The 12,470-nt window shown below is 61.8% G+C and carries 10 protein-coding genes; 4 read left to right on the top strand and 6 right to left on the bottom strand.

The window, feature by feature from the left end; all coding sequences use genetic code 11:
- The first annotated feature begins 145 nt into the window (after nt 1–145).
- Nucleotides 146–937, top strand: a complete 792-nt coding sequence (locus E1956_RS13895) for a DNA adenine methylase (protein WP_134749717.1) — start codon at nt 146–148, stop codon at nt 935–937.
- A 59-nt stretch (nt 938–996) separates the two neighbouring features.
- Here E1956_RS13895 and E1956_RS13890 read toward each other — a convergent pair whose 3' ends face one another.
- The 4 genes from E1956_RS13890 to E1956_RS13875 form a co-directional block, all read right to left on the bottom strand.
- Nucleotides 997–2,679, bottom strand: coding sequence for an AAA family ATPase (locus E1956_RS13890; protein ID WP_134749714.1), 1,683 nt, complete (start codon nt 2,677–2,679; stop codon nt 997–999).
- 384 nt (nt 2,680–3,063) lie between these two features.
- Entirely contained in the window at nt 3,064–3,276 is a 213-nt protein-coding gene (locus E1956_RS13885; RefSeq protein ID WP_134749712.1) for a hypothetical protein, read from the bottom strand.
- Nucleotides 3,273–4,040: a hypothetical protein gene (locus E1956_RS13880; protein WP_134749710.1), complete on the bottom strand. Its 768-nt coding sequence runs from the start codon at nt 4,038–4,040 to the stop codon at nt 3,273–3,275. Before E1956_RS13880 ends, E1956_RS13885 begins: the two co-directional genes overlap by 4 nt.
- Before the next feature lie 442 nt (nt 4,041–4,482).
- Nucleotides 4,483–4,665, bottom strand: coding sequence for a rubredoxin (locus E1956_RS13875; protein ID WP_134749708.1), 183 nt, complete (start codon nt 4,663–4,665; stop codon nt 4,483–4,485).
- Nucleotides 4,666–5,009: 344 nt separating this feature from the next.
- On the opposite strand from E1956_RS13875, the gene E1956_RS13870 reads away from it, so the two are divergent.
- Nucleotides 5,010–6,938, top strand: coding sequence for an ATP-binding cassette domain-containing protein (locus E1956_RS13870; protein ID WP_134749706.1), 1,929 nt, complete (start codon nt 5,010–5,012; stop codon nt 6,936–6,938).
- 53 nt (nt 6,939–6,991) lie between these two features.
- Here E1956_RS13870 and E1956_RS13865 read toward each other — a convergent pair whose 3' ends face one another.
- Nucleotides 6,992–7,345 carry a HepT-like ribonuclease domain-containing protein gene (locus E1956_RS13865; RefSeq protein ID WP_134749704.1) on the bottom strand — a complete coding sequence of 118 codons (354 nt, stop codon included), beginning with the start codon at nt 7,343–7,345 and terminating at the stop codon, nt 6,992–6,994.
- Complete coding sequence (locus E1956_RS13860) at nt 7,342–7,632, bottom strand: nucleotidyltransferase family protein (RefSeq protein WP_134749702.1); 291 nt, start codon at nt 7,630–7,632, stop codon at nt 7,342–7,344. The genes E1956_RS13865 and E1956_RS13860 overlap by 4 nt, the downstream gene beginning before the upstream one ends.
- Nucleotides 7,633–7,975: 343 nt before the next feature.
- Between E1956_RS13860 and E1956_RS13855 the strand changes: the two genes are divergently transcribed.
- Both E1956_RS13855 and parC read left to right on the top strand, forming a co-directional pair.
- A complete protein-coding gene (locus tag E1956_RS13855) occupies nt 7,976–9,967 on the top strand; it encodes a DNA topoisomerase IV subunit B (RefSeq protein WP_134749699.1) in 1,992 nt (663 codons plus the stop codon).
- A gap of 57 nt (nt 9,968–10,024) precedes the next feature.
- The gene (parC, locus tag E1956_RS13850; RefSeq protein WP_134749697.1) at nt 10,025–12,340 is read left to right on the top strand and encodes a DNA topoisomerase IV subunit A; all 2,316 of its coding nucleotides are present in this window, start codon (nt 10,025–10,027) and stop codon (nt 12,338–12,340) included.
- The last annotated feature ends 130 nt before the right edge of the window (nt 12,341–12,470 follow it).

The following is a 12,470-nucleotide window of genomic DNA, read 5'->3' as shown; positions in this document are numbered from 1 at the left end:
GAAAGAGAGACAGGGCGACCACGTGCATGTTGGAGCATACGCGTGGCCACCTTTCCACTGAACCAGCCAGTGAATTAGCCAAGGCCCTGCTACCTACCGGTAGGCGGGGCGAATTCTAACAAATTCCCAACAGGGCAATCCACATATGGCAACTCCCATCGTTCCATGGATCGGCGGCAAGCGTCGCCTCGCAGACCACCTGATCCCGCGTTTTCCTGCTCACGAGTGCTACGTCGAGGTCTTTGCAGGGGGCGCCGCGCTGTATTTCATGCGCCCGCCTGCCAAAGTCGAGGTGATCAACGACGTGAACGGCGATCTCGTAAACCTGTACCGTGTCGTGCAGCACCACCTCGAAGAGTTCGTGCGGCAGTTCAAGTGGGCGCTGTCTAGCCGCCAAGTCTTCGAATGGCTCAGGGAAACAGTCCCGGAAACACTCACCGATATCCAGCGGGCGGCCAGGTTCTACTACCTGCAGCAAAATTGCTTTGGGGGGAAGGTCGAGGGGCAGACGTTCGGGACCGCGACGACTACGCCTCCGGGGCTTAACTTGCTACGGCTTGAGGAGAACCTCTCGGCGGCGCATCTGCGGCTCGCGAGCACGTACGTGGAGCACCTTGACTGGAAGGCGTGCATCGACCGCTACGATCGGCCGCATACGCTGTTTTACCTCGATCCGCCCTATTGGCAGACGGAAGGGTACGGGGTGCCCTTTCCGTTCGGGGAATACGAGGCGATGGCCGCACGACTGCGGACGTTGAAGGGAAGGGCGATTGTGAGTTTGAACGATCACCCCGACATTCGTCGGGTGTTCGACGGCTTCCATATCGAAACAGTCGATATTTGCTACACGGTCGGAGGTGGCGGGCGCGAGGCTGCGCGTAAGGAGGTGATCATCTTCAGTTGGGACGAGACCAACGAACCTGCGGGTCTCTTTTAATTTGGGTCGAGCGGCGCGCCGGGAGAGCGAGGGGCGCCGCTCCAAATTCTGTCGGACCTTCAGGTCGATTGCCTTATAAGACCCGCCGTTGCGATTGATGCTGCCAAGAGTGAGTCATTGAACGCTTCGACATAAGCGGGGTATTCGGCGAGCCAAATCTCGACCAATTCCCACTGCTTGATGAAGTCGAGCCGTGCCGTCATCCACTTTTTTGCTGATTCTCGATTCGAGAGAGTTGCATAGCCGACGAGCAGGTGTTCTCGAAGTTGATCGCTACTCACCTTGAGTCTTTTGAGTTTTTCACGTGCCGCTGGATACAAGTTATTTTCGTCAGCCAGCTGCTTGATAAATGCATGCAGCGTGCGCTCGGGAGAAAGCCCTCGGCCGTTTCCATCCCTTCCGCCGGGCAGCTTAACAATGTTTCTGGTCGATCTGGCTGGGCCGGCGATTGATGCGTCGGCATCCAAAACGATTAGAACGGTTTTAAAATAAGCGTCATGCTTGTGGAATCGTTGGAGATTTTCGCAACCAACGCTTAACGGGATTGGCTTGAGACGAACGGCCGCCTCGCGTTTCACCCGCATTTTCAGCGCGCGAGTTAGTAGCCGTTCCAGAAAGAATTGCGCTTCCGGATCTTCGAGATAAATTTTCAGAACGGGTACTTCGCTGCGTGCCGCGACTTCTGGGGGAAGCAAGCTCATATCCCGCCTGATGTCATTTAGCGAGTAGTCTTCGGCGATCCTCGGGCGTGACGTGTCAGTTATGTAGACGACAGAATCAACGTGTTTTCCACCTTTGCCAACTGGTCTGGATTCCGGGTGAATTGCCTCGATTAGACACATAGAATGCGTCGTTGCTACGATCTGCAACTGGAGAGCTCTGGCGGCGCCGCATAGTGCTTTGACGAGCTTTTGCTGGGCATGCGGATGAAAGCCTGCATCGAGCTCGTCAATGACCAAAAGGCCGCCAGGGTATTCCTTCCACTCGCGCTTCAGTTTTTTGAACGAAGCGAGTGCTGTCGCAATGGCGCTCAGGCTATCTTGGCCTAAGGAAATGCATTTTGTGTGATAGGCGTATTCAGGGTGTTTGGTGGTTTTTTTGGTTCCCTTGATTGCTTGCGTGGTGATTCTTCCTGATGCGTTTTCTAATCCGATTCCAATCACGCTGCCGATAAAGCTCTCGATAAATTCAGCGTCGTCGGCATCGAACGCCTGCTCTACCGAGTTCATGACCGAGCGTGGGTCACTTTCTCCGACAGGTAGCATTCGGGTCATACCTAAGTACAAAGTTGGCAAGGGCACTTTTGCGTCTTTGCCAATCTCGATCCCCGAATCGCTTATCACCGGCTCATAGGGGTCATTCCGTGGGACCACCCGGACTTGCTGTTCGTTTCGCCGCTCCGTCATGGCGCTGCGCTTCACGAGTATCGCACTATCAATTTCGTAGTCAATAAAGGGTGAAGGCAGTGTTTTTTGATCAACCTTGTAAGAATTAAACTCCCTCTCATGGTCGAGGTGAATTATCTCGTTCAGGTTGGCGACAAACATCCGGCGAAAATAACTCTGATAATCGCTATCATTTAATCCGGATCCATTTGAGACGATTCCGAGGATTGTGGATTTTCCGATGCCATTATGTCCGGCGATTATTGTCATCCGTTCGGCAAAGGAGATTTTAATATCGCCGAGCTTACGGAACGCAGGTTGCTCGAATCGAAGGCTTTTCAGTTTAATGGATGGCATTCATTCCCCCGGTGCCTAGCATTGATCGCTGGTCGCATTGTTCGTCGGCGATTATAGTTAGGGAGGCGCAGCTTGTATACCATCGCACCGCGGCTCGTAGGCCAGCCTAAGGCCGATTTTGCGGCCTGCATGCCGAGTTCGTACAGCAACTTTAGATGCCCATTCAACTCCAATATCCATCACTTCGCATCGGGCGGAACGGAAACGTCAATCCAATATGCATACTTCAGGGGAGGGGTTGCGCCTTGATTGGCGGAAGGCTGCTTGTATTGGTGCATGTGAGTTGCCCATTTGAACACTGTCTACTCGCGGGCAGCAAAAATAAAAGCCCCGAGACTCGGGGCTTTTGTGTTACTCCAGATTGCGCTGGCACTCAAGGGTCGGTTATGCACCGGATGCCAGTGGCTTCCCCGTTCCAGCAGAGGGTGCGTCTACATCCTCTTTGTTCTTCGAATCAGACCGTGAAGTACCTTTGGCTGCTGGTTTTGCTCGCAATAGAGCAGAGGCGTATTTGGAGAGCACGATTCTCTCGATCTTGAGAGTGGCCCCTTCGCCTGACTCAAGTTCGGTCTTCTCGATTAGCTTTTCGGCATTCATTTGTACCTCTCTCCTACATACGCGGCAATGCCGCCGCAGATTACTACGATCGCATCACGGACTTCATTCGACGCGAAAAGATCCTTCTCTGTTGAATCTAAATATACTACGCCAAGAGCATGTTGACCCGTGGCGTCACAAATTGGTACAGACATCCACGCGAAGCTGTCCCTAGATACGTTTCGGCTATCGGCCTCAGTGTAGCCCCAATGTTCGCGAAGTTCAGCCTCGTAGGAGGCGATATCGGTGTTAACGCGAGACTGTGCGTACACCGAGCGTGTCCTGGCTGCCTTACCGGCGATGCCTGAGCGAATAGAAAACGTTCTACCGCGACCGTCGCCACCACCGGGACCACCGACGTAATCGACCAGTTGTTGAATTTCGACGGCCGTCTTGAGCGGCGGCACTACCCGGTGAAAGGTTACGCGCAATTTCGTCTTCGCGTCGTCTGGATCCAGTTCTGCCGCGTGTGCAACCATCGAATGTAGGGCGAACAGGGCCGCTCTTAAACCCTCGTGGGTGCGTTCCGGCGCTTCTTTCTTATCTTGGGCTCTCGCGGCAAAAATTTTGACCAGTGCTGCGGCAATTAGCCACACCGCGGCTCCCGCGGAGATAAGTCCGAAGACCTTTGTAGCCGGGTCTTCGAGTAGCCGGATTGCGGAAAGGATCGCGGCGACAGCCGGAGCTCCACTGCCTAAGCCTTCGGTGGCCGCTTTTGTGAAATACCACGGCGTACGATCTGGCCCCGGGATGGGTTTCACCACGTTTTTTCCCCTACGACTTTGAGTTGTGAAATTTTTCTTTGGTTTATACAGACCAATCGCGATATCTCGCTATTCTAGCGTTGGCTGCGCAATCCCGTGCACGTAGGAACGGCGAGCTTCGATTGTCTGTCATTGTCGATCGGGGAAAGTCAGCGCGTGTGGTGACCGTCCGACGGAGATTGGTAACTGCTACATTTTTGCTACAGCAGTAGTCGAGAGCATTGACTGGCGGGGGATTCGGCCCTCATTCCGCCCCCTGAACTACAGGGAGCCGTCAAATCCGCTGCGGGGAGCGCGAGCCCCCTCTCCGCCAGACCGCCATGTTTCCCAAGTCACCCGTCATGGCGCGGAGTCTGCGCACAAAGTCTGGTTGTGCGGCGCAGGCGCAAGAGTATAGCAAACGCCATCCGGCTGGAAAATGTCAGCCCGCGCGGCGGGCGCGTCAGAACTCCACGGCGACGAAATCGGCCTTGCCCACGTCGCACAGCGGGCAGCGCCAGTCTTCGCGGATATCCGCGAAGCGCGTGCCCGCGGCGATGCCGTCGTCGGGCAGCCCATCTTCTTCGTTATAGACCCAGCCGCAGATCAGGCAGACCCAGCTCTTGTATTCGATCACTTCGCTCACAACACACCTTTCATTCCAGTTCGACGCGGCTTCCCGCGGATCGTTGCCCGCGGATTTAGCCGCCCATCTAGCCCCGGATAGCCACATATGGCCCCGTTAGCCACCCTGGCCCGGTTGGGGCGGAGCGGCAGGCGAGCCGCGATATTACAGGAAAATGACGCTCCGGCCGCGCGCGGCAGGTTCGCGTCGCCGCGATCGGCCAGGCGCGCGCAGGCATGCCCGCGCGGGCGGACGTCCCAGCGAATGCCACGGCGAGCATCGAGGCAACGGGGCCAGGGCGGCGGACCCCATGCGCCCCGGTACAATACGCGCTTGCTCTCCAACGCAGGCAACGGTCTCCATTCATGTCGCTTTACACCATCACCGGCGCGCAACTCGCGTTCGGCCACGTCGCGCTGCTCGATCACGCGGACTTTTCGCTCGAAGCCGGCGAGCGCGTCGGACTGATCGGCCGCAATGGCGCGGGCAAGTCATCGCTGCTCACGATCGTCGCCGACCTCGCCCGGCCCGACGACGGCCTCGTCACGCGCCAGCAGGATCTTTCGACCGTCTATGTGCCGCAGGAGCCCGATTTCGACGCCGATGCCACCGTGTTCGACACCGTCGCCTCGGGGCTCGCGGGCGTGCGCGCACTGCTCGACGAATTCGACGTGGTCGCGCACAAGCTCGCGGATACCCCCGAAGGCGCGGAGCACGACGCGCTGCTCGCACGCATGAATGCGCTGCAGTCGTCGCTCGATCACGCCGACGCCTGGAACTGGCGCACGCGCGTGTCGACCACGCTCGCGCAGATCGGCCTCGAAGGGGACGCGCGCGTGGGCGCGCTCTCGGGCGGCATGCAAAAGCGCGTGGCGCTCGCGCGCGCGCTCGTCGTGCAGCCCGACGTGCTGCTGCTCGACGAACCGACCAACCACCTCGACTTCGACGGCATCCGCTGGCTCGAAGAGCTGCTCGTCGCGCAGCGCTCGAGCCTGCTGTTCATCACCCACGACCGCGCATTCCTCGACCGCGTGGCCACGCGCATCGTCGAGCTCGACCGCGGCAAGCTGCTCTCGTATCCGGGCAACTTCTCGCAGTACCAGGAGCGCAAGGCGCAGCAGCTCGAAGTCGAGCGCGTGGAAAACGAGAAGTTCGACAAGCTGCTCGCGCAGGAAGAAGTGTGGATCCGCAAGGGCGTGGAGGCGCGGCGCACGCGCAGCGTGGGCCGCATCGCGCGCCTCGTGCAGATGCGCCACGAGCGCGAGGAGCGCCGCAACGTGCAGGGCAACGTCAAGCTCGACGTCGCGCAGGGCGAGAAGTCGGGCAAGATCGTCGCGGAGCTCACCGACGTCACGAAGCGTTATGGCGATCGCACGATCGTCGATAACTTCACGGCCACGGTGATGCGCGGCGACAAGATCGGCTTCGTCGGCCCGAACGGCGCGGGCAAGACCACGCTGCTCAAGCTGATCCTCGGCGAGCTGAAGCCCGACGCCGGCACGGTGCGCGTGGGCACGAACCTGCAGGTGGCGTACTTCGACCAGATGCGTGCGCAGCTCGACCTCGAGAAGAGCCTCGCCGATACCATCAGCCCCGGCAGCGACTGGGTCGAGATCAACGGCGCCAAGAAGCACGTGATGAGCTATCTCGGCGACTTCCTGTTCTCGCCCGAGCGCGCGCGCTCGCCCGTGAAGTCGCTCTCGGGCGGCGAGCGCAACCGCCTGCTGCTCGCGCGTCTGTTTGCGCGCCCCGCGAACGTGCTGGTGCTCGACGAACCGACCAACGACCTCGACATTCCCACGCTCGAGCTGCTCGAAGAATTGCTGACCGATTACGACGGCACCGTGTTGCTGGTGAGCCACGATCGCGCGTTCCTCGACAACGTGGTGACTTCGGTGATCGCCTCCGAGGGCGAAGGCCGCTGGCGCGAGTACGTGGGCGGCTTCACTGACTGGCAGACCCAGAGCGCCCGCGCGCAGGAGCTTGCCGAGGCGCGCGCGCCGAAGGAGGCGGCTCCCGCTGCGGCCGCGCCGAAGGAGAGCGCGGCGGGCCGCAATGCGCAGCGCACCGTGAAGCTTTCGTTCAAGGAGCAGCGCGAGCTCGAGGAGCTGCCCAAGCGCATCGAGGCGCTGGAGACGGAGCAGAAGGAGATTGGCGCGAAGATCGAGGATGGATCGATTTTTGCGAAGGATGCCCAGGAGGGCACGCGGCTCACCGAGCGCTATGCGCAGATCGACGAGGAATTGTTGATGGCGCTGGAGCGGTGGGAAGAGCTGGAGAGCAAGCGCAAGTGACGTGAAAAGCTGGCGCAAGCGGGAGAAGGCGGCCTGATGAAGGCCGCTTTTTTTTAGGACTGTTTCAGGGGTAAAAGTGCGCGTTCCAGCTCGGGCAAGTCGTTCTGCACCGTCACCCAGACTGTCCTTGTGTCGATATCGAAATAACCGTGCGACACGCGGTTGCGTGTGGCATACATGGCTTGCCATGGAATCTCAGGATGCGCCGCGATGAAGGTCGGATCGTCCTGGATCACGTTGCGCGCCGCCTCGCCAATGATCTCCAGGTTACGCACGACGGCGTCAATGACCATCGGGGTTGTTTGAAACGTTTCCAGCGTGACTGACGCGGTGTAGTCACGGATGCGCTCGATGGCCGTGAGGATGTGCTCAATGTAGTCGCGCGTGCGCAAATCGCCTTTTTTCATACCGGCACCGCTTCCTCCACGACAAGCGCCCGCCAGCGCTCGGGCAGATCCAACGGTGTGCGGACATCCACAGGTACGCCTAGTAGCGCTTCCAGCCGCAATTGAATGCGCGCGAGATCGAACAGCGAAGTTTGCGGCGTTGGGTCGACGAGCAAGTCGAGATCGCTGTCCTCGTCGTCCTCCGCACGCGCCGACGAGCCAAACACGCGCGCATTCGTTGCGTGATGACTCGCGACGATCTGCCGGATTTCAGCGCGATGCGCGCGTAATGCTTCCGATGGTCTCATAGGCGCTGCACTCCCCCAAATTGCGCAACAAACCGGCTGAAACGGCGCCGGCAGGCGGCATGCCACCCGTGCCCCATTCTACGCGACTCAAGCCCCTCGCCGCCCCTCGGCCGAACGGCCAACCCTTTTCCAAATTGCCGCGCAAGCTCAAATCAGTACAATACCTCGCGAATCGGAGCGACTCGCGCGAGCGCGCGCCGGCCCGGCAAGATCTGCCCGGGCGTTGCGCAGCGCGCCCAGCCCGTTGTTTCGTCACGGTTTTTTTGAACACTCAACGCGTTGTCCCCGCAGATGTCCACAGCACCTGTGGACATCTGCACAGGACGACCCCCTGCGGATCACCATGTCAACGAAGAAGTCAAACGCTGCAAACGCTGGATATAGCGAAGCGTCGATCAAGGTGCTCAAGGGCCTCGAGCCCGTCCGGCAACGGCCGGGCATGTACACGCGCACCGAGAATCCGCTGCACATCATCCAGGAAGTCATCGACAACGCGTCCGATGAAGCGCTCGGCGGCTACGGCAAGCGCATCACCGTCACGTTGCACGCCGATCATTCCGTCTCCGTCGAGGACGACGGCCGCGGCATTCCGTTCGGCCTGCACCCGGACGAGAAAGTGCCCGTCGTCGAAATCGTTTTCACGCGCCTGCACGCGGGCGGCAAGTTCGACAAGGCCGCCGGCGGCGCCTACACGTTCTCGGGCGGTCTGCACGGCGTGGGCGTCTCGGTCACCAACGCGCTTTCGACGCGTCTGGACGTGACGGTCTGGCGCGACGGCAAGGTCGCCGAAATCGGCTTCTCGGACGGCAACGTCGTGAAGCCCCTCACCACGCGCAACGCCGCGCGAGACGAGAAGAAGTCCGGCACGCGCGTGACCGCGTGGGCCGACCCGAAGTATTTCGACTCGCCGAATCTGCCGCTTGGCGAGCTGCAGCGCCTGCTGCGCTCGAAGGCGGTGCTGCTGCCCGGCGTCGAGGTCGAGCTCGTCAACGAGAAGACCGGCGAGCGGCTCTCGTGGAAATACGAAGACGGCCTGCGCGGCTATCTGCTCGAAGGCATGGGCGGCAGCGACCTGCTGATCCCGCTCTTCGAAGGCGAGCGCTACGCCGACGCCCGCACCACCGACGACACCTTCGCCGAAGGCGAGGGCGCCGCGTGGGTGGTCGCGTGGAGCGAGGAAGGCCCGCTCATGCGCGAGTCCTACGTCAACCTGATTCCGACGCCCGCGGGCGGCACGCACGAGAGCGGCCTGCGTGACGGCCTGTTCCAGGCCGTGAAGAGCTTCGTCGAGCTGCACAACCTGCAGCCCAAGGGCGTGAAGCTGCTGGCGGAGGACGTGTTCGCGCGCGTCTCGTTCGTGCTCTCGGCGAAGGTGCTCGACCCGCAGTTCCAGGGGCAGATCAAGGAGCGCCTCAATAGCCGCGACGCCGTGAAGCTCGTCTCGTCGTTCTCGCGTCCCGCTTTGGAGCTTTGGCTCAACCAGCACGTCGAGCATGGCAAGAAGCTCGCCGACCTCGTCATCAAGCAGGCCCAGGCGCGCACGCGCGCGGGGCAGAAGGTCGAGAAGCGCAAGAGCTCGGGCGTGGCCGTGCTGCCCGGCAAGCTCACCGACTGCGAGTCGACCGATATCGCGCGCAACGAGCTTTTCCTCGTCGAGGGCGACTCGGCGGGCGGCTCGGCGAAGATGGGCCGCGACAAGGAATATCAGGCCATCCTGCCGCTGCGCGGCAAGGTGCTCAACACGTGGGAAACCGAGCGTGACCGCCTGTTCGCCAACAACGAAGTGCACGACATTTCGGTGGCGATCGGCGTCGATCCGCACAGCCCCGACGACACCGTCGATCTGTCGAACCTGCGCTACGGCAAGATCTGCATTCTCTCGGACGCGGACGTCGACGGTTCGCACATCCAGGTATTGCTGCTCACGCTTTTCTTCAAGCATTTCCCGCAGCTGATCGAGCGCGGTCACGTGTGCGTGGCGCGCCCGCCGCTGTTCCGCGTCGACGCGCCGGCGCGCGGCAAGAAGCCTGCGCAGAAGCTCTACGCGCTCGACGAAGGCGAGCTCGAAGCGATCCTCGACAAGCTGCGCAAGGACGGCGTGCGGGAGACGCAATGGACCATCAGCCGCTTCAAGGGCCTCGGCGAAATGAGCGCCGAGCAGCTCTGGGACACGACGATGAACCCCGACACGCGGCGCCTGTCGCCCATCGCGCTCGGCGACCTCGACTACGAGGCCACCGTTGCGCGCATGACCATGCTGATGGGCAAGGGCGAAGCGGCCTCGCGCCGCTCGTGGCTCGAAGAGAAGGGCAACGAAGTCGAAGCGGATATCTGAGCGCGCACGCCTTCGCACCCCATACACGCCCATACAAGATTACGGACTGACTGAAACATGGACGATCTCTTTGCTGAAGTGACCGACGCCCCGAACGGCGACACGCTCACGCTCGGCCACTACGCGGAGCGCGCGTACCTCGACTACGCGGTGAGCGTGGTGAAGGGCCGCGCGCTGCCCGACGTCTGCGACGGCCAGAAGCCGGTGCAGCGACGCATTCTCTTCGCGATGAACGAGATGGGTCTCGGCGACAACGCCAAGCCCGTGAAGTCGGCGCGCGTGGTCGGCGACGTGCTCGGCAAGTACCACCCGCACGGCGACCAGTCGGCCTACGACGCGCTCGTGCGTCTCGCCCAGGACTTCTCGATGCGCTATCCGCTCATCGACGGCCAGGGCAATTTCGGCTCGCGCGACGGCGACGGCGCGGCGGCCATGCGATACACCGAAGCGCGTCTGACGCCCATCGCGAAGCTCCTGCTCGACGAAATCGACATGGGCACCGTCGATTTCATGCCGAACTACGACGGCTCGTTCCAGGAGCCCAAGACGCTGCCCGCGCGCCTGCCGATGCTGCTGCTCAACGGCGCATCGGGCATCGCGGTCGGTCTTGCGACGGAAATTCCCTCGCACAACCTCCGCGAAGTCGCGTCGGCGGCCGTGGCAATGATCCGGAATCCGAAGATTTCGCACGCGGAGCTAATGGAAAAGATCCCGGGGCCCGATTTCCCGGGCGGCGGCCAGATCATTTCGAGCGAAGCGGAAATCGCGGCGGCCTACGAGTCGGGCCGCGGCAGCCTCAAGGTGCGCGCGCGCTGGAAGATCGAAGATCTCGCGCGCGGCCAGTGGCAGCTCGTGGTGACCGAACTGCCGCCGAACACGTCGGGCCAGAAGGTGCTCGAAGAGATCGAGGAGCTCACGAACCCGAAGCTCAAGCTCGGCAAGAAGACGCTCACGCCCGAGCAGTTGCAGAGCAAGCAGTCGATGCTCGCGCTGCTCGACGCCGTGCGCGACGAGTCGGGCAAGGACGCGCCCGTGCGTCTCGTGTTCGAGCCGAAGACGAGCAAGATCGACCAGGGCGAATTCGTCAACTCGCTGCTCGCCAACACGAGCCTCGAATCGAATGCGTCTTTGAACCTCGTGATGATCGGCGCCGATGGCCGTCCGCGCCAGAAGGGCATCAGCGAGATCCTCGGCGAGTGGATCGGCTTCCGCTTCGCGACGGTCACGCGCCGCACGCAGCATCGCCTGACCAAGGTCGACGACCGCATCCACATCCTCGAAGGGCGGATGATCGTCTTCCTCAATATCGACGAGGTGATCCGCATCATCCGCGAGTCGGATGAGCCCAAGAGCGCGCTGATGAGCGCGTTCGGCCTCTCCGAGCGCCAGGCCGAGGACATTCTTGAAATCCGTCTGCGCCAGTTGGCGCGGCTGGAAAAGATCAAGATCGAGAAGGAACTCGCGGAGCTGCGCGAAGAGAAAGCGAAGCTCGAAGAGCTGCTCGCGAACGATGCGTCGATGAAGCGGCTCATCGTGAAGGAGATCGAAGCCGATGCGAAGCAGTACGGCGACGACCGCCGCACGCTGATCCAGCAGGAAAAGCGCGCGAGCTTCGAAGTGCGCGTGGTGGACGAGCCGGTCACGGTGGTCGTCTCGCAGAAGGGCTGGGTGCGCGCGCTCAAGGGCCACGGGCTCGATACGCAAAGCTTCACGTTCAAGGCCGGCGACGGGCTCTACGCGGCGTTCCAGTGCCGCACGCCCGACACGCTGATCGCGTGGGGCAGCAATGGGCGCGTCTATTCGGTGGCGGTCGCGCAATTGCCGGGCGGCCGCGGCGACGGCGTGCCGGTCACCTCGCTCATCGAGCTCGAAGCGGGCACGCATCTGCTGCATTACTTCGCGGCGAATGCGGAGCAGCAACTGCTGCTCGCGTCGAGCAACGGCTTTGGCTTCATCGCGAAGATCGGCGACATGGTGAGCCGCGTGAAGGCCGGCAAGGCGTTCATGACGATCGACGAGGGCTGCGCGCCGCTCGCACCGATGCCGATGCTGCCTAATGCGATCCAGGTGGCGTGCCTGTCCTCGGGCGGCCGCCTGCTCGTGTTCGGCCTCGACGAGATGAAGACGCTCTCGGGCGGCGGGCGCGGCGTCACGCTGATGCAGCTCGACGAGAAGGAAAAGCTCGCGCAGGCACTCGCGATCACCGCGTCGGGCGTCGTGCTCGAAGGCACGGGCCGCGGCGGCAAGGCCGGCGAGGATCTGATGGCGGGCGCGGTGCTGGCGCCGCAGATCGGCAAGCGGGCCCGCAAGGGCCGCGCGCCCGACTCGAAGCTCAAGGTCGTCACGGGCCTGCGCCCGGTGCTGCCGCAATAACGCAATAGGCGCTTCAGCGGCTGCAATGCCCCCGCGCGCGCCGGAGGTTTCGGCGCGCACATCTGGCGCGACACGCAGCGTGGCATGGAATAATGCCGCGCAACGCGCGTCGAGCCTTGCATGGGGCCGG

Source organism: Paraburkholderia pallida (assembly GCF_004524855.1).
Classification (GTDB): domain Bacteria; phylum Pseudomonadota; class Gammaproteobacteria; order Burkholderiales; family Burkholderiaceae; genus Paraburkholderia; species Paraburkholderia oxyphila.
The sequence above is the reverse complement of the archived record's forward strand: the minus strand, read 5'-3'. Positions and strand labels throughout refer to the sequence as shown.

What these genes read in the sequence shown, in the direction of transcription:
- E1956_RS13895 (WP_134749717.1), top strand. Translation starts at nt 146, where the DNA reads ATGGCAACTCCCATCGTTCCATGGATCGGCGGCAAGCGTCGCCTCGCA.
- E1956_RS13890 (WP_134749714.1), bottom strand. Translation starts at nt 2,679, where the DNA reads ATGCCATCCATTAAACTGAAAAGCCTTCGATTCGAGCAACCTGCGTTC.
- E1956_RS13885 (WP_134749712.1), bottom strand. Translation starts at nt 3,276, where the DNA reads ATGAATGCCGAAAAGCTAATCGAGAAGACCGAACTTGAGTCAGGCGAA.
- E1956_RS13870 (WP_134749706.1), top strand. Translation starts at nt 5,010, where the DNA reads ATGTCGCTTTACACCATCACCGGCGCGCAACTCGCGTTCGGCCACGTC.
- E1956_RS13865 (WP_134749704.1), bottom strand. Translation starts at nt 7,345, where the DNA reads ATGAAAAAAGGCGATTTGCGCACGCGCGACTACATTGAGCACATCCTC.
- E1956_RS13860 (WP_134749702.1), bottom strand. Translation starts at nt 7,632, where the DNA reads ATGAGACCATCGGAAGCATTACGCGCGCATCGCGCTGAAATCCGGCAG.
- E1956_RS13855 (WP_134749699.1), top strand. Translation starts at nt 7,976, where the DNA reads ATGTCAACGAAGAAGTCAAACGCTGCAAACGCTGGATATAGCGAAGCG.
- parC (WP_134749697.1), top strand. Translation starts at nt 10,025, where the DNA reads ATGGACGATCTCTTTGCTGAAGTGACCGACGCCCCGAACGGCGACACG.